We start from the raw sequence: 21,699 nt of genomic DNA on the forward strand, positions 1-21,699 counted from the left end.
GCGACTCCTCGTTAAGGGGTTGATAATGATTCTATTTATATCCTAATCACCTATTCTGCATCACATACGAGATATGCAAGGTGGCGGCACTAAAATGTATTAGATGGAAGCAAAAAATCCGCCAATTATTGTGCGCCCCGATGTGCTGGCTGTGCCACCATATAAGCAGGGCAAAGCGCTTCGCGGCAAAGGGTTTAAACTTTCAAGCAATGAAAGCCACGAGCCGCCGCCGCAGCGGGTGCTGGCAGCGATTGCGCAGCATCACGAGCTGAACCGCTATGCTGACCCTAATTTCAGCCTGCTACGTGAGCGGATCGCGGCAGAATACGGCGGCGTAGTAACAAGCGACTGGGTGCAGCTGGGAGTCGGATCTGCTGCGCTGCTGTACCAGCTGGTGCATGCAACCGCGGGCGGGGGAGATAATTACGTGCACGCCTGGCCGAGTTTTGAGGCGTATCCGCTGTTGGGCGTTGCCAGCGGCGCGAAAGCCGTTGCGGTGCCACTAACATATGAGGCAAAACACGATTTGCCAGCGATGGCCGAGGCTATTACCGCGCGCACCCGCGTGGTTCTTTTATGCACGCCCAACAACCCGACCGGTCCGATTATTACGCGCGCAGAGTTTACGGAGTTTATGCGCGAAATGCCGGAGCGCGTGCTGGTTATTTTAGATGAGGCGTATGCCGAATATGTGACCTGTGGTGAGGCGGTGCGTGGCACACCCGAACTGCTTGTGCAGCACCCAAACCTGTTGATTTTGCGCACTTTTTCTAAGGCAAAAGGGCTTGCCGGTTTGCGTATTGGTTACGGTATTGCCGCTCCTGAAATCTGGCGGGCTGTTTTTGCGGTGCAGATTCCGCTTGCGATAAACAGTCTGTCGGCTATTGCCGCGCAGGTCGTGCTTGATGATGCAGAGGTTGTGCAAGAGCTTGTGGTGCGCAATGCGGCAACCATTAAATGCCGTTCGGAACTGGTAAAACAGCTGGGCGATCTTGGGTTTAGCGTGCCTCAGACCCAGGGCAATTTTGTGTGGTTGCCTGCCGCGCAGATTAGCGCGCTCGTAAAGCGGGCAAAGCAGCTTAGCTCGTTTGAAACGCTGGAAAACAGTGATCAGCTCGCGCCGGATGCCCCTGATTCAATGACGCTGGGTGATATAAAAGCCTCGACTGCGTTGGGTGACTCTGATATTGTGACTGCGTCGGGCGACCCCGCGACTGCGCTGGCGGATGCGCTGGTCGAGGCTGCAATAATCGTGCGAGCCTTTCCCGGTGCAGGAGTGCGCATCAGCGTTGGAGAGCCAGAAAGTATTGGCGCGGTAACGCGCGCGATTAAGAGTTTTTTAGAGCACGGTAACTGTGATGGTTTTGCGCCAACAGACAGCGTCCGCGATAGTTGGGGTGGAGGCGAGTGCGGTGCTAGCTAGTAAACTGCTTGAGATGCAAGATCCGGAGCCGATCCGCTTTTTAGATAAAAACGGCGAGTGGAATCCCTCTGAGAGTGCCGCCGTATACGCCATCGCGCTTGAGGGCGTGACTCTCGACGATAAACAACAGTGGTTTAGTGATATGAGCGTTACGCGCGCCTTTGATGCCGAGTGCACGAATCTGCAGCGGCAGGGACAGATGGCGCTGTGGGTGCCGAGCCTCGGGCAGGAGGGCTGCCAGGTGGGCTTTGCGCACGCGGCAGATGAGCGTGACTATATTTTTCCGGCGTATCGTGAGCACGCGCTCGCCTATGCGCGGGGCGTTGAGCTGTACGACATCGGCAAGACCTTCCGTGGGATTAGTCACGGCGGGTGGGATCCGCACGACCCTAAAAACGGTAATGTGCACCCTTACACGCTGGTGCTGGGTGCACAGGCGCATCACGCGGTTGGTTACTCGCTGGGGCAGATGCTCACAGAAAAAGCCAAGCACGGAGATTACAGCCTCGACCCGGGCACGCCAGGAACGGCAACGGATCGCGCCACGATCGTGTTTTACGGTGACGGCACAACAAGCCAGGGTGACGCGAATGAGTCAATGGTGTTTGCGGCGAGCTATCAAACCCCTACGCTGTTTATTGTGCAGAATAACCAGTGGGCTATTTCTGTGCCGGTTGCACGGCAGTCACGCACCCCCATTTACAGGCGCGCGCTGGGCTTTGGAATTAATGCTGTGCAGATTGACGGGAATGATCCGCTGGCAGCCTACGCGGTGGCGAAAACCATGCTTGGCATGGCGCGCGGCGGTGGCGGTCCGCAGTATATTGAGGCGCTCACGTACAGAATCGGGGCGCACACAACTAGCGACGATCCGACCCGCTACCGTGACAGCGTGGAGCTTGACGAGTGGCGTCTGAGTGACCCGGTTAACCGGCTGGCGGCGCACTTGCGTGCGGCAGGGGTTGGTGAGGAGTTTTTTGAGCAGGTTACCCAAACCGCTCGCGAGAAGGCGCAGCAGGTGCGCGAAAAACTGCTTGCGAGTGTTGCGCCGCACCCTGACACGATGTTTGCGCACGCATACGCTAGCGCGCCGCACGCGCTGCGTGACGAGCAGCGGCGATGGATGGCGGAATATGAGGAGTCTTATCAGACGGACGTGAGTGGTGAGGAGCGAGTTTAGCTAATGAGTGACAAGAAAAATACTAAGGTTATTGCCCACGCGCTCAATGCGGCGCTTGCTGACGCGATGGAAGCGGATAAGAAAGTTATGCTTTTGGGCGAAGATATCGGCAAGCTCGGCGGGGTTTTTCGGGTTACCGACAAGCTCGAAGCGCGGTTTGGTTCGGCGCGGGTGCTTGATACACCGCTTGCCGAGTCTGGGATTGTGGGAACGGCTATCGGGCTCGCGATGCAGGGCTGGCGGCCGGTTGTGGAAATTCAGTTTGACGGTTTTGTTTACCCCGCGTTTAACCAGATTGTAAGCCAGCTGGCAAAGTATCGCAGCCGCACAGCGGGCTGTGTGCCGCTGCCGGTTGTGATCCGCTTGCCTTATGGCGGGCATATTGGTGCGGTTGAGCACCACCAGGAAAGCCCGGAGGCGTATTTTGCGCACACTGCGGGGTTGCGGGTTGTTGCGCCGTCGAACTCTAACGATGCTTACTGGATGCTGCGCGAGGCGATTGAGTTTGATGACCCGGTTGTGTTTATGGAGCCGAAGGCGAAATACTGGCAAAAGGGTGAGGTGGATTTTACCGCCGCGGTTGCGTCGATGACGGCAAGCCGGGTTGCAAAAACCGGGGCGGACGTAACGGTTATCGGTTTTGGTGCAATGGTCACAACGCTTTTGGAGGCAGCTAAAATTGCCGCTGCCGAGGGAATTAGTCTTGAGGTGATTGATATCCGCTCGCTCTCGCCGGTTGATTACGGTCCGATTTTTGAGTCGGTGCGAAAAACCGGGCGGGCTGTGATCGCGCAGGAGGCACCCGGTAATGTTAGTTTGGGTTCTGAAATTGCCGCGAGCGTTGCAGAAAACTGTTTTTATTCACTGGAGGCTCCTGTTTTGCGGGTTTCGGGGTATGACGTGCCTTTCCCTGCGGCGAAGCTTGAGGGAGTGTATTTGCCCGATACGGATCGAGTGCTCGAGGCGGTCGATCGCGTGATGAGCCATTAATGAGCGGAAATAACATGAGCGGAAAACAAGTTTTTAATCTCCCGGATGTTGGCGAGGGGCTTACTGAGGCCGAGCTGGTGAGCTGGCAGGTTGCTGTTGGTGATGAGATCGCGCTGAATCAGGTTGTGTGCGAAATTGAAACCGCAAAATCGCTTGTTGAGCTGCCGTCGCCTTTTGCCGGTAGGATAACGGATCTGCTTGCGCAGCCGGGGGATACGGTGTCTGTTGGCGCGCCAATTATGCAGGTTGCCGCAGCCGGTGCGATTCTGGAGGGTAACAGCCAGGCGGCGGATAGCAGCGTGGCGGATGGCAGCGTGGCGGCGCAGGCAGCGCCCGAGATAATCGGCGCAGCAGTTGCGGGTACTACTGGGGGCGCAGCAGCCGCAGCAGAGCTTACGCATAGCGATTTAGTGCAGCAGAGCGTAACCGATGCGGATGCTGCGGTGAGTGAACCTAAAAAGAATGCGGTGCTTGTTGGGTACGGCACAGCGGGCGCGGTGAAGAGTCGCCGCAGAGGTGGCGCAAAAGTCGCTGCTCGTGATAAGGTGACGGCAGAGACCACAGCGGCGCAGGGCGGCGCGGCGATGGCTGTTTTGTCGACCGTGCAGAACAGTGTGCCAGCCGCACAGGCGCCGGTTGCGGCGCAGGGCACCCCGGCACAGCAGCCCACAACCCCGGTGCAGTCAGTATCACAAGCGCAGCAAATCGGCGCGGCGCGGGTGCTCGCAAAACCCCCGGTTCGTAAGCTCGCAAAAGATCTTGGTATTGATATTACTGCGGTTGTTGGCACGGGAAGCATCGGCGATATTTCACGTGATGATGTTATCCGCTACACAAACAGCGCCAGGGGCAGCACATCCGCCGCCCGCGTCGGAATTACCGAGGTGCTCGAGCGCGAAACCGTGATTCCTGTGAAGGGCATTCGCAAGCAGATTGCGAAGGCGATGTCACAGAGCGCGTTTACTGCGCCGCACGTTAGTGTTTTCACCGAGGTTGATGCCACCCGCACGATGGAATACGTGAAGCGGTTGAAGAACTCCAGTGATTTTGCGGGTGTTAGAGTTTCGCCGCTGCTGGTGTTTGCGAAAGCTATGATCTGGGCGGTGCGGCGTAATCCGCTGGTTAACGCGACTTTTACGGAGCATGAAATAACCGTGCACAATTATGTGAATCTGGGAATTGCGGCGGCGACCCCGCGCGGTCTGCTCGTGCCAAACATCAAAGACGCGCAGAATATGTCGATGCTGGAATTGGCAAAAGCTATTGGCGAGCTGACTAGCACTGCGCGGGAAGGCAAAACCACCCCGGCAGAAATGGCGAATGGCACGATCACAGTGACGAATATCGGTGTTTTTGGTATGGATACTGGCACGCCGATTATTAACCCGGGCGAGTCTGCGATCGTTGTTATGGGCACTATTAAGCAGAAACCGTGGGTTGTTGACGGTGCTATCGTGCCGCGTATGGTCACAACTGTTGGTGGATCGTTCGACCACCGGGTTGTTGACGGCGATGTTATTTCCGCCTTTGTTGCTGATGTTGCGGCTATCCTCGAAGAGCCAGCGCTGCTATTAGACTAGGTTTAGCCGCTATTGTGTTGTGCGCTGTGCAATATTATTGCGCCCTTGTTGTGTGTGCCCACTGCATTGGCTTATTGTGTGCGTTGCTGTGCGCGACGCACACAATAAGGGTCACTGCTTGCCGTTAATTTTTAAACTTGACGCGTCAATATTCGGGTTGAACTTGAAATCGGTGATTACCAGGAGATTGCGACCGCCAGACCCGGGTAAAACGTCAACAAGCTAGCTTTCTCCGGGAGCTAGATAAAACCTGGTCAACTCCAGCGGATCGCTCATGTGTAAAACCACCAATAAAAATAGATTGTTATCTGTATAGTAGTTTGTAACACATCCCTATTTATTTTAACTTTAATTACTAAACCTTAAAAATAATAGGGGAAATTAGAATAGGCGTAATTAAGAGAAAAATCTAGCCTGTCAAATTAAAAAATCGGGCGGGCTAGGATATAAATATTTTGTTTGCGGGTGTGGCTGTTGATTTATACGGAGTTATGCTTTTGTGCTGTGCTATCTGTGGCGGGTGCGATTGTCAGATTGTCGCCACTTGTAGATTCGCCGCTGCTTCCAGCATTTTCTTTGTGTTCTGGGCGCACAGTGCTCAGCACGGCGAGGTGACGTGCAATAGCGGTGATTTTGCGCTCCTGCTCGCGGTCGCGCCTTGTGGTTGCCAGCGCGATGCCAATAAACGCAACAACAAACGCATACAGCAGCAGATCAGTGCCTCTCCCAACACCAACAGCGGTTGCTAAATCGTTTACAGCTCCCGGGAAAATAACCGCAAAAATAACGCACAGCAAAAAACAAATAATACCGATTGTACGCAGAGCCTGGCTTCGAGCCGAGCGGGCGCTGTTAAACAGCGCCAGGGCAAACGCAATAAACGCTGTGATTAATATGATTTTAATAATTATTTGCTGTTCCACAAAGACCTACTTTACAAAGAGTTCGCCGAGAATATTAATTGAGTTCCACATTGACTGCCCTTTAGCGCGGGAATAATCGGTGTAGAGAATGTGCACAGGGTGCTCAGCGTAGCGCAGTTTATGCTGTCCAATAAGCGAAACTATTTCGCTGGCGTGAGCCATCCGGTTTTGCGTTATTTTAATTTTTGAGACAGCGTTTAGATTTAACGCGCGCAGCCCGTTGTGAGCGTCGGTGAGTTTAACACCGGTGCCTATCCGCTCAAAAAGCGCTGCCATTCGCAGAATGATTTTTTTGAGGGCATCCGCGTTGGTTCGTCCGTCAAGAAAACGAGAGCCCAGTAGCACATCGAGCGGCTCAACGCGCAGTCGCTCAACCATCGCGGCAGCGTCAGAAACCTGGTGTTGCCCGTCAGAATCAAAGGTTACAAAATACTTTGCCTGCGGTTGCGCGGCGGCGAACTCAAGCCCTGTTTGCAGCGCGGCTCCCTGCCCGAGGTTAACCGGGTGGCGCAGCACAACAGCGCCTCCCGCGAGCGCGGCAGCTCCTGAGTTGTCGCGGCTGCAGTCGTCAACGCACACAATATTTGGAAATGTTTTAAGCGCTTGGGAAATAACATCTCCAACCACCTGCCCCTCGTTATAAACGGGCACAATTAGCCAGGTATCGTTAAAATTACTTTGTTTCATGCGGATCTTCCTGAGTGTTTTGAGACAGAACCTCCCGGCATATTTTAAGGTATTGCGCTGCTCGTTTTTGCCACTTCCAGTCTATAAGATTTTGTTGCTGCCAGGGTGCAGGGTTTTCATGCCAGATTTTCCTAACGCCTGCAACAAGAGCTGCAGGATTTTTACCCTCGGTAATCACGATTGGCGCGCCATCTGCAGACAGCTTAAGTGTGCCCGGTGCGGGGTAAGTCACGATCCTGCCTTTGTTATCAAGGGCTTCAAGCAATATTGTTTGAAACCCCTCGGCGAGCCTGGTTGGGTTAATCAGGGTTGCGCCGCGCAACATTTCCTGCACCTCGGGTTGTTTAACGTGACCGTGCAGGTGGACGGTGTCTTTCAGTCCCATTTGCACGATGGCTGCGCGCGCGGCTTCAAAATCTAAGCCGTCACCGATAATATCTGCAGTGAACTCTTCGCCGGCTTCTTTGAGCTGCTGCGCCATGAGCAGAAAATCAATCCACCCTTTTACTTTTATAAGCCGCCCTAAAAATACGAGGTGTTTAGGTCTGTCAATAATTTTTGTGGGCGCTGTGATGCCGTTGATAGCGTTGTAAAAAACCTCCGCATCAACGTTGCTGAGTCGTTTTACAAAGTCGCACGATGCCTCAGAAACCCCGAGCACTTTTGTTGCGTTTCGGTGCGCGTATTTGCCGAGGGTGAGATCTACAATACGACTTGCGAGCGCAATCGGCTTGGAGTTGCCAAACACAAAATTGCTGCCGTGCTCGGTGAGAATAGTCGGGATGCCGTATTTTTTGCCCAGGTAGACTCCCAGTATTGTGAGTGGGAAAAATCTCGTGTGCACAGAAATCAGAGATATTCGTTTGACGCTTAAGATTTTTTTAATCTGCGATACTGCTTTAAAAGTAGGCACGCTGAATATGTCAGCCACGTGCAGAGTCGCTGGCAGGCTAATAATCTCAACGCTGTTTTCAACCCTGTTGCCAGCCGTGTTTTCTAGGGTTATTACAGTAACAGCTGCGCCCGCAGCAGCCATTTCACGCGCAAGTGCCTGCACGTGCAATTCAACGCCTCCCGAGTGCGGCGGGTAGTTGTTAACTAAAAATGCAACTCTCATAATGTCTTCGCGCTTATTTTACAGTGCAAATCTTGCGATTATGTTTGATGCTGTGTGCGCTCAAAAACCCGAGCACAGCCGTGCCGCGCACAAGCACCGCGACAGCAACAGCCCAGAATCCACCGCCGACCCCGTGCGCAGGAATTAGCGTTGCGCAGGTAATCAGCGCGGTTATCGCGGCGAGCGTATTCACAGAGAGCATTGTTGTGTAGCGGTTCGCAATGCTCAGTGCAGCTCCCGTAAAGTGTGCAAAGGGCAGCAAAACTATCGCGGTGACCAGCGGAATTGCAATGGTTGTTCCAAAAGCATAGGCTTCTCCAAAGAGCTGCGGATAGAGCCAGTACCCGGCAGTAACCCCCAATAGTGCGAGCGGAATAAACACGAGCGTCCATTTGAGCGTGGGCGATAAAATCCACCTGAACACGTTCTTTTTGCCGTAGCTGGCCTGCCCGCGAGGAATCCAAGCCTGCGCAATATTGCCCATGGTCAGATCCGCTATTGCGTACATATAGATGAGAACTGCAAAGTGGCCTGCGGCAGCGGCACCGGCTAGCGGGGACAGGAAATACTGGGGAGCAAACGACACCGCCGAGAGCACCGCAGTGGCAGTTCCGAGCGGAAGCCCGGCACGTAGCACCTTGAGAATAGACTTTTTTGCGCTCAGCTTTGTGACGGCAAAAATACGCCTGGCGGCGAGCTCTCGCCCGCGTAAATACTTCACCGGAAAGGCAAAAATAACAGCCACTATTATTGCGGAGCTAACGGCCAGCGCCAGCAGCGTGGGAATAATGCTGTTTGTTATGAGCATTATTGCTGTTGCCGCGAGCAGGCTTCCCGCGCCGACAAACATGGATCCCCAAAAAATGCGTGAGGTGCGGGAAACAGACTGCCACGCAGCAGACAGCAGGTCAATATAAGCGTCACTGGCCTTCACGATCGCCATAATCAGCACTATTGGGAGAATCTCGGGCACAACAATGCCTACAATTACCCCGGCAACTGCGGTTGCCACAACCACCGCAAGGTGCTGCGCCGCGAGGTGCGAGCTGAGCGGTTGCACGGGAATAACGGTTAGAAAAACAGTGCGGAGGTTCAACTGTGACAGCACAAAAATTGGGGTCACAATTGCCAGCGCGAGAGTGTACTGTCCAAAATCGTGGGCTGTGAGCGTGCGCGTGAGCAACAGCATAACGCCCAACTGCCCGAGATTGCGCACAATGCTCGCACCAAACAGGTGCGCGGTTACCTGCTGCACGGCTTTGCGTGAGCTCTGTCCGCTAACTATTGAAATTGGACCGGTGATACCAGTTTGCACCGCCGCTGTTGTCGAGGTTGCGGCAGCTGGAGTGCTGTTTAGCTTTGGCACGGCAGAACCTTGTAAAGAGCCGCATCTCCCTGCCGGTCAATTAGCTGAAAAGCGGGGGAGTTGCCTTCATCAAGCCCGGACTCTATTTCGCGCCCATCGATAACAGTCACCTTGCCAAAATCAAGGAAGTACTCGATGTTGAGATGCTTTACGGCTTGGCAGGCGCGCGGATCGACATGAGCTTGATCCATACGATCTTGCACAATGCGAATATTAGGGTCGTTTGCCTTGGTGTAGATGTGCGGGAAAAGCACCTTTCTACCCGAGAAAGTGTATGCGAGCGCGGTGCCCGTCCACGGGGAACCGGCTATGATAGCACCCGGCGGCACGTGCTCTGGCAGGCGCTCAAGAATGGCAAGTTCATCGGGCGTGAGCAGCTGTGATTTATTCGTTATATGGTAGGTGTTGCGGAAGTTTTCCTGAGTTCTATCAAGCCCAGCGCCCCAGATCGCCAGGGTTATAATGGTGAGCACAATTCCCGCGCCAAGCAGCGGGCGGATCTTGGGCACCACTGTTTGCGCCACAATACGAATTAGTGCGACCGCAGCAAAAGCGGCAAGGGGCATCACAAGAATTGTGAAGATAGCGGCGGGGCGTGGGAAGTCCCCGTACCAGAACTGGGTGAAATAGCGCAGGTGCTTAAAGGGAACAGCCTTTGCGATGAAGAAAAGCAGCATAAATATTAGCGTCATAGCGCTGATCACTAAAACTGCGGTGTGCTGCGGTTTTAAGAACCATTCAAAGCGGTAGGTGCTCAGCCCGCGACGACTGCGCCACAGGGTTGCCGTGCTGTAACCGATTGCGAACAGGAACAGCACGGTAACGACGATCTGCTGCCCATAGCTCAGAGGGGCCATTTTGAGCAGGTCAAGGAGCGTTTCGGCTGCAGAGCCGCGCACTCCCCAGGTGTCGCCGACGTTGAAGAAATAGGAGATTAAGAAGACCACGTTGCCGTAGAATACGAGCAGCAGTATGCGGCGTAGCTGCACAAGCGGTGCTTGTTTTTTGAAGTCTCGGAATGTTGCAAGAAAAGCTACGGGAACAGAAGCAAAGAGCGCTCCCAAGGCGGATCCGGGATGTGTTAGCAAAACTCCGCCAAAGGTTGCTGCGCTGATAATTGTGAGTTGCCAAATGGGGGCGATCCGCCCGCTGACACCCAGTCGTGCGAGCTGCAGCATCAGCGCTACCAGGAGCGGGAAGAAGGCAAGAGCCATAAAGAAGGGGTAGAGAACGCCGTAAATTAGCATTTCTATTGGGAAAGTTGTGAGAGTTGCCGCGAAAACGCCGACAAAAACTTCGGCTAGGCGTGATCCGCCAAGCTGGCGCGTAAGCAACATAATGCAGGGCGCGAAAATCGTGATGAGGGTGGCTATGCTGAGGGCGTTAATTGCGATCGGGATCGAGAAGTTGCCTGCCTCACTCACAATAGCGACGAGTGCATGCCATGCCGCCGGATAAAAATCTGGCTTATTGCCTGCCGCTGTTAGGCGCGTGATTTCAAGTGGCGAAGCGTTGAGACTTTCTTTAACATAGGTGATAATGTTGAGGTGGAAAACATTGTCGAAGGTTTGCGAAAAGTTACTGAAGCTGCCGATGCCGGTGAGCAGCACCGTGATGGTTATGCTCAACATAATAAATATACCAATAACGGTTGTGAGGTAGATTTTATGCGTTTTAGGCTCAGATTTAAGCTGAATGCCCATTGCCCGCATGATAAACCCAAAAACGAAGCTCAGTGCGATTGTTGCGGGGAAAACTATCCAGGCTTTCCACGGCACATTAACAAACGGGAAAATTATGCTCAACAGCGCCATGATCGTGATTGAGACCGCGGGCGCGAGCGAGTGCAGCCAGAGACCGCGGGCTTTAATTAGGAGCGCTGCTGGATACCCTGGAAGCAAGATAAACGCGATAGCTGTGAGGATCGCGCCAATACTCGTTAAAAAACTCAAGATTCTCCCGTTTTGTGTAAGATGAGTGGATTTTAACCGTTTCAAAGTCTACAGCAGTATTATGCTACGGATCTTTATTACAATTAGAGCGCTACTAAGTTGCCAGCTGATGTCCAAAATGATTATGTAATCTTAATGTAATGGAAATGAGGGTGGCAGCGTATGCGGTTATAGAGCGTCGCGGTGAACTGTTGCTGACACACTGGCGACGCGGATCTCTGCACGGCTGGACGCTGCCCGGCGGCGGTGTTGAGTCGGGAGAGGATCCGCGCGACACGGTAATTCGTGAGGTGCGCGAAGAAACCGGGCTGGCAGCGCGTACGGGCAGGCTGCTCGGTGTGGACTCGCGCATTATCAAGCGCGAAGAAACACTCCCCGAAGATTCACGTGAGCTGCACACGATCCGCATTGTCTATCGGGCGAGCGTTATTGAGGGGTTGCTTGTTAACGAAGTTGGCGGCTCAAGCGACGAAGCGCGCTGGGTGCGGCTCGACGAGCTGGGTCAGCTGCGTAAATTGTCACTCGTTGATACCGCATTGAAAATGGCGCGGATCACTCGCCGCAGCAGCCAGCAGCGGGTGCATACAAGCCGCAGGCGTAATATCCGCCGATATTTGGGCACTCCTGGCGGGAGCGTTAAGCCTTCACGAATTCTATTGCCTCGGCAATAGGACCGTCAAAAATCATTGTCCCGTGCTCTAGCACAATACCGCGTTCGCACAGCTCTTGCACCTGGTGCGCGTCGTGACTGACAATAAACATTGTTTTTCCCGCGCGCTGCATTTCGTGTAGTTTGCGGTGGCATTTTTCACGGAACTGGGCATCACCCACCGAGAGAATCTCGTCTACTAGCAGAATGTCAAGCTCGGTGTGGATCGCCACAGAAAATCCCAGGCGGGAATACATACCCGAGCTGTAAAACTTCACCTCGGTGTCGATAAAATCTCCGATTTCGCTGAATTCGAGAATCGACTCGAAGCGGGCATCGACCTCGACCTTGCTCATCCCCAGAATTGCGGCGTTGAGATACACATTTGCCCGCCCGGTTAAATCCGGGTGAAAACCCGCGCCAACCTCGAGCAGCCCAGCAACTCTGCCGCGGGTGCGGATCCACCCCTGATCGGGCGGCATCACTCCCGAGAGGAGCTTGAGAGTTGTTGACTTGCCTGATCCGTTGCGCCCGAGCATAGCCACCGACTGCCCCTCGGGCACTATGAAGCTGATGTCTTTGAGCGCATCAAATCTGGTTGAGAGCTGTTTGCGCCGTAGCATCGCAATAAAAGTTTCTTTCAGCGAGTGCGTGTGTTTGATGTCGAAGCTTTTTGTGACGTTTTCAATCACGATCGCGGGCCGCGGATCCCTGCCGAGTTTGGGCTGTTCCATCGGGTTTATGCCGTTATTAGAGCCGCTGCGCAAAAGTGCCCTCCAGTTTTTTGAATACCAGCTGTCCGATTAGCAGGGCGCAAAGCGCTATAGCGGATGCGATTAGTGCGTATGTGAGCAATCCCGTAGGCCGTTCTGAGTGCGGCGCTAGCGGCAGCCAGAAAGTGTTGTGGAACAGCTCGACGCTTGCCGTCATTGGGTTTACCATGTAGATCTGATAGAGCCATTCTGGGGCGCGATCGCGCACCATCGCGAAGCTGTACAGCACGGGACTGATCCACGTTGCAAACATTAGAATCATGTCGACGAAGTTTTTAGCGTCACGATAGACCGCGTTGATGGCGCCAAAAAACAGCCCGAGCCCGAGCGCGAAGCAGAGGATCAAAAACACGCCCACAATAAAATATATTATTTGCAGCCAGCTGACTGTCCAGCCGGAAAAAATCGCGACTATTAGCAGCAGTAGCGCCTGCGGCAGAAAGTGCACTAGCGCGACCCCGCACGCGGACACTGGGAATAGCTCGCGCGGCAGAAATATTTTACGCACGAGCTCGCGGTTGTCAACAATCGCGCTGGTTGTGTTGTGCAGGGTTTCGGTGAAAAAATTAACGGCAACAATGCCAGAAAAAAGATAGATTGGAAAGAAGTCGATATCACGGTTAATACCCATAATAACGCCGATAACGATGTAGTACATTAAAAACTGTGTGCCGGGTTTTACATACGACCACGCCCAGCCCAGAGCCGAGCCGTAATAGCGCGTGGCAACACCTTTTTTCATTATTAAGCGCAGTAAATAACGGTGCTGCAGCACGTGCAATAGCCCGTAGCTTTTGCCTGGTGTGGCATAGTCAGGATCTTTACGATATTTTTCGATCGTGCGCGTATTCACGGTATTTAGCTTACACTGCCAATTTTAGATTGCCACTGCTACTAGCTATCTTTGAGGTTGAGAGTGTACTATTTTTTGTTCAGTATATTTATCTCGGTTATTAACACAGGAGCGATTGTGTCAGGAAGCCTAAACAGTAAAACGCGGAGTCTAGACTTTGGTGTCGTCATTAAAAAGATGACGGTGTTTGTTGTGGTGCTGGCAACCGCGTTTGCAGTGCTGAGCGGGTTTAGCGCGGAGCGCGCGCACGCCGATAATATAACCGACGGGTTTAACCCGGGCAACATTATTGCTGACGAGGTTTTTTACAACGGGGGCGGATACTCTGCGCAGGAAGTGCAGGAGTTCCTTGATAGCATGGTTGCCAGGTGTACGCTCGGGGATCCCGGTAGACCAGCTGGCGGCACAACCTTGCGGGGCACGCTGCTTGCTCACGTGTGCCTGAAAGATTTCAAAATGGATACGCGCTCAAGAAATGCGGATGCGTACTGCAAGGCGTACCCGGGCGGACGGAATGAATCCGCCGCAGAAATTATTGCAAAAGTGGGCAAAGCTTGCAATATTAACCCTAAAGTTTTGCTTGTGATGCTTGAAAAAGAGCAGTCGCTTGTGACAGACGACTGGCCATCACAGCGGATGTACAACGTTGCAATGGGGTACGCTTGCCCTGACAGCGGACCTGGTCACTCCGCAAACTGTAACGAGGAGTTTTACGGGTTCTTCAACCAGATGTACTACGGCGCGCGGCAGCTGCAGCGCTATCGAGCGCACCCTGACCGGTGGAATTATCGCGCCGGGCGGGTAAACACAATTCAGTATCACCCAAAGTCCGAGTGCGGTACGTCGCAGGTTTATATTGAGAACGCAGCAACTGCGGGGCTTTACGTGTACACACCGTACCGCCCAAATCAAGCGGCGCTCGATGCCGGTTGGGGCACAGGCGATGACTGCTCAACATATGGCAACCGTAACTTCTACAACTTTTTCAAAGCCTGGTTTGGCAGCACCCAATCAAAGTACACGGTTGCGAGCAAATTCAGTGACTACTGGATCAAGAACTCAGACTGGCTGGGAGCACCGGTTGACTCGGTTGTAGACACGGGCGCTGGCGGCGGTCTCTACCAAGAGTTCAGGGGCGGTGTTATATTTGGCGCGCACGGATATTCAGTCGTTGGGCTGCGCCAAAACAGCCCAGAGCTTGTGGCGCTGCGCAAAAACGGTTTTGTGCAGGGTGTGTGGGGGTATCCGCTAGAAGATCCCGGTGCTGGCAAGCCGATTCGCTTCTACAGGGGTCTTGCCGGTGTGAACGGTGACAGTGTTTATTTGATTCCGAACGAGCTTGTGCAGGCATGGCAGGAGTTTGGTGGATATGAGGGGGCGGATTATTCTCCCGGTGCGCCAGTTGGTGACGCGGTGCGTGCTAACGGTAGTATTCACCAGGAGTTTAGCCGGATCTCGTTGGTGCGAGATCCGAACGGCAAAGTTTGGTCTTTGGACAAGCGCTTTGTTAGATTCTGGCTCGATGCTGGCGGAGTTCACAGCGAGCTTGGTCACCCCACGGAAAACGTGCGGGCGATTGCCGGGGGCGCAAGCTGGAAGCTGAGTAAGCACACGCTCTATATGAACGCGGATCGCAGGGTGTTCAGCATCCCTAACGGGCACTATAACGACGCCTATTGGGTAACTGGCGGTCCTGCAGGTCCTGCAGGGCATCCTGTTGGTGCAACTGAATGCGATGCGTCTGGCGTGTGTGTTACGCAGTTTGAGCGTGGCTATGGCGTGTGGTCGGCTAACACCGGCTTTATTCTGCTGGCGGCAGAGGAGTACAAAGCCTGGCAACGCGCAGGGCGGGAAGGTCTGGGTCTTCCTGTGACGCAGGCTACCCAGGTTGCGCCGGGCGTTTTTGTTGTGCAAACCGAGCGGGGCAGCATTTACCGTTCAGCGCGCGGCGCGTACGCAATTGCTGAGGGGCAGTTAAAAGAAGCGTGGGAAGAGCAGGGCGGGCTGCAGCAGTTTGGCGTCCCGCTGTCGGATATGAGCTGCCAGGGTAACGGCGTGTGTGCGGTGCGCTTTAGCGGTGGGGTCTTCGGTTATCACTTAGAAAGAGGTGGGTTCTTTAACCGCTCACCGTACGCGAGCCTGGAAAATCCGGCGACTGATAAGCCTAATAAGCGTCTGGGGGGTGAAGACCGCTTTACAACTGCGGTGCTGATCTCGCAGGATAACTTCAAGAGCGCTGACACCGTTGTTTTGGCAACGGCAAAAGGGTTTGCGGATTCGCTAGCTGCGGCTCCTTACGCGGCAAAACTTAATGCGCCGCTGTTGCTAACGGATCCCGGCGAGCTCAACGAGGTAACACGCAAGGAAATTGCGCGGCTTAACGCTAAACGCGTTGTTATAGCCGGTGGTAGCACGGTCGTCCCAGAGCACATTGTGACGCAGCTACAGCAGGAGTTTGCGGGTTTAGAAGTTGTTCGTTTTGCGGGAGAAGACCGGTATGAAACCTCGGCTATGATTGCCAAAGCAGGCTGGAGTGGAAGCCTGTCAGCGGTGTTTATTGCTACAGGAGAGCAGTTCGCGGATGCGCTCGCCGCCGCTCCTGCCGCAATTGTTAACGACGCGCCGGTTGTGCTGGTGCCCGGCGGGGAAGCTGCGACTCCTGACTCTGTACGGGAGTTTTTGAGCCGGCAGCGTGGCGCAACACTGCATTTTGCAGGCGGTGAGAGTGCTATTCGGCAGGAACAGCGCACTAATCTGTGGCAGCTCACTGGGGGACACACTGTGACCTATGGCGGAGTGGATCGATACGACACCGCAGCGCAGATTGCGCGCGCCAACTTTAGCGCCAAAAACGCGGCCCCGGTTTATTTTGCGAGCGGTACCGGATACGCTGATGCGCTCAGCGGCGCGGTTATTGCCGGACTGAATAAAGCCCCGCTGCTGCTGGTTGACGGTGAATGCCTGGTGGCGGATACCGAGGTTACCGCGATGAGCTTGTTGCCAAGTTACCGGGTTATTCTGGGTGGGAATGCCGTGGTTAGTGACGGGATTGCGCGTGGCAGGGTGTGCGGTTAGGCGCGTAGCGCGATCCGCCCTCGCGCGAGTGCGCTGTTGTTGCAAATGCCCACTTATTGGCTGCTTAGCGGGCGTTGTGGGCTGCCGCAGTAAGGCGCGCCACGGTTATATCCGCCGCTGATTTAAGCGAGTAATTTTGCGCTGTCCACTCTGCCAGTTCTTGGCGTTGCGCAGCGGTGAGTGGGTTGCGCGCTATTTTCTGCATTGCGGCGGCAATTTGCTGCGCATCATACTGCGCAACCACGCTCTGCGAGTCGGGGTTGTTAGCGATAAACTTTGCTGTTGGCCCGGGACCTGCAAACAGGGTTGGGCATCCGCTCGCCAGTGACGAGTAGATTTTTGTTGCAAAAGCAAAGCTGTATTGCCCGTAGGGATTTAGCGTTGCCAGCGTAGCAACCGCGCTGTTAAGCTCGCCCGCCAGCTGATCGGGTATTACAGCGGGCTCAAAGGTAATCTGCGAGCTGATACCGTATTGGTTGACCTTGTGCTGCATCTCTGCTTTCACATCGGGCGTTGAAGTGCCAATAAAGCGGAGTTTATAGCCCGGGTTTTTGTCGCTAAAAATCTTAAAGGCGTCAATTAGCACGCTCGCTCCGTGCAGCTCGGTGTAACTGCCCGGGTAAATAAATTCTTTGCGCTGCGGCACGCTGCGATAGTTAAAAATATTGGTTTCTGCGCCCACTCCGGCGATAGTTGTTTTGGTTTTAACGCCTAGTGCGCGCACCTGTTTGGCAACGCTTGGATACATAGCAATTAGCTCGGTGGCGTTTCTGAGCGCAAACTTTTCAACATATTTCAGCAGGCACAATACGATTTTAGAGTTGGTTGCGTGCTTAGCAGCCTCTGACCAGACATCTGCCGCCCTGTAAACGTAAGGGATTTTGCGGAGTTTGCTGATAATGCTTACAACCGCGCCGGTTGTTGGCGGAGCCTCAACAAAAATAATATCCGGTTTTGGGTGTACCGCAAGTCGCCAGAGCAGAGGCAGATCGAAGCTTAAATACTGCAGATATCCGCGAATATAACCCTGCGCGTTACGCAAAACCGACGCTAAAACCAATTTTTCGCCCGGTATTTTGCGGTATTTTTGCGCCACTTCCGGAGTTGGTTTGGCGCCTATAACGGTAACCTGACCCCCTGTTTCGATTGTGGAATCGGCAACAGCACCTAAAAAAACTGCGGCAGCGCCAGGCTCTGGTCGGTAAACTCTGCTGACGATCCATAAATGCATTGCGCCTAAAAATATACCGCATTTCTTACGGGTGGTAAAATTAAGAACATCCTAATCGTTAAAATTAAGGCTTAATCTGTGAAAAATATTTGGCGCACACTCTGGGAACTGTGCGGTGTGCTGCCCAAAGGTGCGAAGTCTTTTTATATCTGGTACTCAATCATTACGAGCTCGCTCACTCTGCTAGACACGGCGGCGCTCGGTCTAATTGCGCTTACAGTAACCCCGCTGATTGGCAACCTTACGGTGAAACTGCCGGTAATAGGTGAAATTCAGCGTGAGCACACGGTGTGGCTGCTGCTCATAATCTGTTTGTTGTTTGTTATTAAAGGGGCTTTTGCTGTTGCCCTGCACTGGTATGCAACCCGGCGTTTTGCCAGCTACGAACTGGCCGTTGGGCAGCAGCTGTTTGACGCTTATATCCGCGCCCCGTGGGCTGAGCGCTCACGCTACAGCACCGCAGAGGTAACGCGCATTGTTGACGGCGCGATGGCGAATGCAAATATGCAGTTTATTGTGCCGTTGTCGCACGTGCCGGGCAATTTTTTTACGTTTATGGGCGTACTTTCGGTGCTTATAATAACCCAGCCGATTATCGCGCTGCTGAGTTTTGTGTATCTCGCGCTAATCTCTCTGGTTATGCTGCGCGTGATCTCCAGGCGCTCGGGGCTGGCTGGCGAAACCAACAGAAATATTAGCTACCGGGTTGCCACTGTGATGACGGAGATGGTGCAGGCGCTCAAAGAGGTGACTCTGCGCGGCAAGCTCAATCACGTCGCCGAAGTTGTGCGTGGGCAGCGCCAGAGTGCAACCAAGGCGCGGGCGGATCTGTCATTTTACGTGGCGATCCCTAAACATATGCTTGACGCGGCTTTAATTGGCGGCTTTTTGCTAGTTGGTGGGGCTTCTTATTTGCTGGGCGGAGCCGAATCAGCCGTTGTTTCGCTCGCGATGTTCGCGGCCACGGGATTTAGAATGATTCCCGCGCTGAACTCGATTCAGGGCTCAATTTCGCTGGCAAAGGCTGCTGAGGTGTATGCGCGCGACGTGATCACCGAGTTAAAGCGCGCTAACATCTCTCGTGGCGTGGTGGCAGCGGATGCAAACGCGAGCGCAGATACCGCGCTAATGCCGCAAAATCCACAGCAACTGCGGCTGCGGAACGTTAATTTCAGGTACGCTGGTGCCGATAAAAACGTGCTTAGCGATATTAATTTAGAAATTCCTTTTGGCAGCAGGGTTGCCATTGTCGGCCCGAGCGGAGCCGGTAAATCAACCCTGGTGGATATTTTGTTGGGGCTGAGCGTGCCAACAAGCGGTAAAATAACGATCGATAATATTTCGCTCAATTCAATTCTGCAGGAGTGGCGCAGCCGGGTTGGCTACGTGCCACAAAAGGTTGCTGTTTTTGACGGCACAGTCGCGCAGAATGTGGCGCTAACCTGGGGCGAAACTCACGATTCAGAGCGGATTCTGCGGGTTCTGGCGCAGGCTGAGCTGAGCGATATTTGCGATCGCCGCGACGGCCTGAACGCTAAAATGGGCGAAAACGGAGCGCAGATTTCAGGCGGGCAGCAGCAGCGCCTCGGCATTGCGCGGGCGCTGTACACCGATCCGCTAATAATGGTGCTAGATGAGGCAACGAGCTCGCTCGACACTGAAACTGAAAAGCGGGTTATGGAGGCAATGAACACGCTGGCGGGCGAGGTTACTTTTATAACGATCGCACATCGCCTTGCGACAGTGCGCGACTACGACCTGATTTGTTACGTTGCGGACGGAAAAATCCGCAGTGTGGGAAGTTTTGCTGAGGTTGCAAGGGCTGTTCCCGAGTTCAGAAAACAGGCAGAACTGGCTGGACTGGGCGGAGAGTTGAGCTAGTGCGTGGTATGTTGACCGCAATTATTAGGTCGTCACTGTTAGTCTAGAAGCGTGAAAATAGCGGTTATAGGTGCTGGGAAAATCGGTCTTCCCCTTGCAACACAGTATGCCTCGCGAGGTCACAGTGTTGTTTGCGTTGATATTAATGAAAATGTTGTTGCGCTAATAAATCAGGGGCGCGAGCCGTTTCCGTGCGAGCCTGGGATGCTGGAATTCTTAGCGGATCAGGTACCCGCTGGGCAGCTTAGGGCGACGAGCGATTACAGCGCGGCAATTCCTGGTGCGGATGTTGTTGTTGTGGTTGTGCCGCTGCTGGTTGACGAGAGCACCTGGGAGCCAGATTTCACCGCGCTTGATAGCGCAACTGAGGCTCTTGCACCGCACCTGAGTAAAAACGCGCTGGTGTGCTACGAGACAACGCTGCCCGTGGGAACAACCCGGAACAGGTTTACTCCGCTGATTGAAGAAATATCTGGGCTACAAGAGGGTGTGGATTTTTATGTCGCATTCTCGCCTGAGCGTGTTATGACCGGGAGCGTCTATAAAGACCTGCGCCGCTATCCAAAACTTATTGGCGCGCTAAATGCGGAGGGCAGTCGCCGGGCACGCGAGTTTTATGAAGCGGTGCTCGAGTTTGACGTGCGCGATGATTTGCCGCGCGCCAACGGTGTTTGGGATCTTGGCTCTGCAGAGACCGTAGAAATGTCTAAGCTGGCGGAAACAACCTACCGAGATGTGAACATCGGGCTCGCAAATCAGTTTGCGCGCTTTGCGCAAAAAAACGAGATTGATATTTACAGGGTTATTGAGGGCTGTAACTCTAAAAAACACAGTCACATTCACACGCCTGGAATTGCAGTTGGCGGACACTGTATTCCCGTGTATCCGCGGCTGTATCTCGCGAACGACCCGGACGCTGATATTGTACGCACAGCGCGTGTTTTCAACGCAACAATGCCCGAGTATGTTGTGCAGCAGACAACAGAAATTATTGGCGATTTGGCGGGTGTAAAAGTTGCTGTGCTGGGCGCGTCATACCGCGGCGGGGTTAAAGAAACCGCGCTGTCAGGGGTTTTTGCAACGGTTGCAGCACTGCGCGAGCGAAATGCCGATGTGAGTGTGCATGATCCGTTGTACACAGCTGAGGAGCTTGCTGTTTCCGGCTTTGCTTCTTACCAGCTGGGCGAGCCGGTTGAAGTTGCGATTTTGCAGGCGGATCATCCGGAATATAAGGATTTAACGCCCGCGCAGCTGCCTGGAATTAAGCTTTTTGTTGACGGCCGCAATCACACCAGCCCGGAGAACTGGCGAGGTGTTGCGCGGTTTGTGATCGGGTGCGGCTAGCACCGGGTTTGTGATTGGGCGATAAATTGTCATTGTGTAGTCAGAGACTCTGTGCCAGTATGGATTAAGAGAAGTTTTTGTGACCAATAGGTTGTAGTTTACAACCGGATAGGTGTTTCACGTGAAACGAAAAGTAATTGCTGGTGTTGCCGCAGGGGTTGTTACCGCCGTTTTAACCGCTGGCGGGCTGTTTTTTGCGAGCCAGAGCGCTTTTGCGGAGGACGCGCCGGATATTGATGCAGTGGTCATGGCTGCAGAGAGCGCACCGACTGCAGAGGGTACGCAGGCTGCAGAGAGCGCATCGGCTGCAGATATTGAGCCAAAAGAAACCGAGGTTTTTCTTGGTATTAGCGACAGAAAAATTATTGACGGGCAGCAGCTCAGAGTTGGCGCGTTTGCAAAAGAGCAGGCGCCCGGCAAGTTCGAGTTTTTTGTCAATGGCATTGCTGTTGATCCAGCCGCTGTTAGCACCTCAGATGGAAAAACCGAGCTGGCGTTTACGCCGCTGGCGGGAGATCACGAAATCAAAGCGGTTTTCACGCCGGATAACTCGGCAGACTTTAAGCCTGCCGAGAGCGTTATTCAGGTTTCGGTTGTGTCAAGTCCGCTCACTCCCGCAGCGCCCGCAAGCAGCAGCGAACCTGTTGCACTGCCGCAAGGTCTGGGCGATTAACC

Annotated in this window: 17 protein-coding genes; 9 read left to right on the forward strand and 8 right to left on the reverse strand. The window is 53.9% G+C overall.

Annotation, left to right across the window (positions count from 1 at the left end; all coding sequences use genetic code 11):
* The first annotated feature begins 103 nt into the window (after positions 1 to 103).
* From KJY78_RS03465 to KJY78_RS03480, 4 genes are read left to right on the forward strand one after another with little or no spacing between them, the layout of a single operon-like run.
* Positions 104 to 1,423 carry an aminotransferase class I/II-fold pyridoxal phosphate-dependent enzyme gene (locus KJY78_RS03465; protein WP_214337215.1) on the forward strand — a complete coding sequence of 440 codons (1,320 nt, stop codon included), beginning with the start codon at positions 104 to 106 and terminating at the stop codon, positions 1,421 to 1,423.
* On the forward strand, positions 1,413 to 2,603 hold the full coding sequence (locus KJY78_RS03470; protein ID WP_348771184.1) for a thiamine pyrophosphate-dependent enzyme: 1,191 nt from the start codon (positions 1,413 to 1,415) through the stop codon (positions 2,601 to 2,603). Before KJY78_RS03465 ends, KJY78_RS03470 begins: the two co-directional genes overlap by 11 nt.
* Before the next feature lie 3 nt (positions 2,604 to 2,606).
* Complete coding sequence (locus KJY78_RS03475; RefSeq protein ID WP_214337216.1) at positions 2,607 to 3,593, forward strand: alpha-ketoacid dehydrogenase subunit beta; 987 nt, start codon at positions 2,607 to 2,609, stop codon at positions 3,591 to 3,593.
* 14 nt (positions 3,594 to 3,607) lie between these two features.
* The gene (locus KJY78_RS03480) at positions 3,608 to 5,173 is read left to right on the forward strand and encodes a dihydrolipoamide acetyltransferase family protein (RefSeq protein WP_214337217.1); all 1,566 of its coding nucleotides are present in this window, start codon (positions 3,608 to 3,610) and stop codon (positions 5,171 to 5,173) included.
* Positions 5,174 to 5,652: 479 nt separating this feature from the next.
* Here KJY78_RS03480 and KJY78_RS03485 read toward each other — a convergent pair whose 3' ends face one another.
* Genes KJY78_RS03485 through KJY78_RS03505 form a run of 5 tightly spaced genes read right to left on the reverse strand, consistent with a single transcriptional unit; the run spans position 5,653 to position 11,218 of the window.
* Positions 5,653 to 6,096 (reverse strand): DUF2304 domain-containing protein, encoded by a 444-nt coding sequence (locus KJY78_RS03485; protein WP_214337218.1) that lies wholly within the window; start codon positions 6,094 to 6,096, stop codon positions 5,653 to 5,655.
* A 6-nt stretch (positions 6,097 to 6,102) separates the two neighbouring features.
* Positions 6,103 to 6,783: a glycosyltransferase family 2 protein gene (locus KJY78_RS03490; protein ID WP_214337219.1), complete on the reverse strand. Its 681-nt coding sequence runs from the start codon at positions 6,781 to 6,783 to the stop codon at positions 6,103 to 6,105.
* The gene (locus tag KJY78_RS03495) at positions 6,770 to 7,900 is read right to left on the reverse strand and encodes a glycosyltransferase family 4 protein (protein ID WP_214337220.1); all 1,131 of its coding nucleotides are present in this window, start codon (positions 7,898 to 7,900) and stop codon (positions 6,770 to 6,772) included. The genes KJY78_RS03490 and KJY78_RS03495 overlap by 14 nt, the downstream gene beginning before the upstream one ends.
* Positions 7,901 to 7,913: 13 nt before the next feature.
* Entirely contained in the window at positions 7,914 to 9,266 is a 1,353-nt protein-coding gene (locus tag KJY78_RS03500) for a lipopolysaccharide biosynthesis protein (protein WP_214337221.1), read from the reverse strand.
* Entirely contained in the window at positions 9,254 to 11,218 is a 1,965-nt protein-coding gene (locus KJY78_RS03505) for a DUF6541 family protein (RefSeq protein WP_214337222.1), read from the reverse strand. The genes KJY78_RS03500 and KJY78_RS03505 overlap by 13 nt, the downstream gene beginning before the upstream one ends.
* Positions 11,219 to 11,364: 146 nt before the next feature.
* On the opposite strand from KJY78_RS03505, the gene KJY78_RS03510 reads away from it, so the two are divergent.
* Positions 11,365 to 11,889, forward strand: a complete 525-nt coding sequence (locus KJY78_RS03510; protein ID WP_250544135.1) for an NUDIX hydrolase — start codon at positions 11,365 to 11,367, stop codon at positions 11,887 to 11,889.
* Here the strand turns inward: KJY78_RS03510 and KJY78_RS03515 are convergent.
* Together KJY78_RS03515 and KJY78_RS03520 are read right to left on the reverse strand one after the other, a co-directional pair.
* On the reverse strand, positions 11,855 to 12,601 hold the full coding sequence (locus KJY78_RS03515) for an ABC transporter ATP-binding protein (protein WP_214337224.1): 747 nt from the start codon (positions 12,599 to 12,601) through the stop codon (positions 11,855 to 11,857). The genes KJY78_RS03510 and KJY78_RS03515 overlap by 35 nt on opposite strands.
* Before the next feature lie 16 nt (positions 12,602 to 12,617).
* A complete protein-coding gene (locus KJY78_RS03520; protein ID WP_348771185.1) occupies positions 12,618 to 13,493 on the reverse strand; it encodes an ABC transporter permease in 876 nt (291 codons plus the stop codon).
* Between the two features lie 117 nt (positions 13,494 to 13,610).
* Between KJY78_RS03520 and KJY78_RS06790 the strand changes: the two genes are divergently transcribed.
* On the forward strand, positions 13,611 to 16,568 hold the full coding sequence (locus KJY78_RS06790; protein ID WP_214337225.1) for a cell wall-binding repeat-containing protein: 2,958 nt from the start codon (positions 13,611 to 13,613) through the stop codon (positions 16,566 to 16,568).
* A gap of 64 nt (positions 16,569 to 16,632) precedes the next feature.
* On the opposite strand, the gene KJY78_RS03530 is transcribed toward KJY78_RS06790, so the two are convergent.
* Positions 16,633 to 17,799, reverse strand: a complete 1,167-nt coding sequence (locus KJY78_RS03530; protein ID WP_214337226.1) for a glycosyltransferase — start codon at positions 17,797 to 17,799, stop codon at positions 16,633 to 16,635.
* 78 nt (positions 17,800 to 17,877) lie between these two features.
* Here KJY78_RS03530 and KJY78_RS03535 point away from each other — a divergent pair, with 78 nt between their 5' ends.
* The 3 genes from KJY78_RS03535 (at position 17,878) to KJY78_RS03545 (ending at position 21,697) form a co-directional block, all read left to right on the forward strand.
* Positions 17,878 to 19,680 (forward strand): ABC transporter ATP-binding protein, encoded by a 1,803-nt coding sequence (locus KJY78_RS03535; protein WP_214337227.1) that lies wholly within the window; start codon positions 17,878 to 17,880, stop codon positions 19,678 to 19,680.
* A 51-nt stretch (positions 19,681 to 19,731) separates the two neighbouring features.
* Positions 19,732 to 21,024, forward strand: coding sequence for a nucleotide sugar dehydrogenase (locus tag KJY78_RS03540; RefSeq protein ID WP_214337228.1), 1,293 nt, complete (start codon positions 19,732 to 19,734; stop codon positions 21,022 to 21,024).
* Between the two features lie 121 nt (positions 21,025 to 21,145).
* A complete protein-coding gene (locus tag KJY78_RS03545) occupies positions 21,146 to 21,697 on the forward strand; it encodes a hypothetical protein (RefSeq protein WP_214337229.1) in 552 nt (183 codons plus the stop codon).
* Positions 21,698 to 21,699 lie beyond the last annotated feature (2 nt).

The organism is Canibacter zhuwentaonis (assembly GCF_018531145.1).
GTDB lineage: Bacteria > Actinomycetota > Actinomycetes > Actinomycetales > Microbacteriaceae > Canibacter > Canibacter zhuwentaonis.

Bases quoted from the DNA above. Each gene is read 5' to 3' on its own strand.
- KJY78_RS03480 (WP_214337217.1), top strand. From the start codon at position 3,608: ATGAGCGGAAAACAAGTTTTTAATCTCCCGGATGTTGGCGAGGGGCTT.
- KJY78_RS03490 (WP_214337219.1), bottom strand. From the start codon at position 6,783: ATGAAACAAAGTAATTTTAACGATACCTGGCTAATTGTGCCCGTTTAT.
- KJY78_RS03515 (WP_214337224.1), bottom strand. From the start codon at position 12,601: ATGGAACAGCCCAAACTCGGCAGGGATCCGCGGCCCGCGATCGTGATT.
- KJY78_RS03495 (WP_214337220.1), bottom strand. From the start codon at position 7,900: ATGAGAGTTGCATTTTTAGTTAACAACTACCCGCCGCACTCGGGAGGC.
- KJY78_RS03530 (WP_214337226.1), bottom strand. From the start codon at position 17,799: ATGCATTTATGGATCGTCAGCAGAGTTTACCGACCAGAGCCTGGCGCT.
- KJY78_RS03475 (WP_214337216.1), top strand. From the start codon at position 2,607: ATGAGTGACAAGAAAAATACTAAGGTTATTGCCCACGCGCTCAATGCG.
- KJY78_RS03510 (WP_250544135.1), top strand. From the start codon at position 11,365: ATGAGGGTGGCAGCGTATGCGGTTATAGAGCGTCGCGGTGAACTGTTG.
- KJY78_RS03465 (WP_214337215.1), top strand. From the start codon at position 104: ATGGAAGCAAAAAATCCGCCAATTATTGTGCGCCCCGATGTGCTGGCT.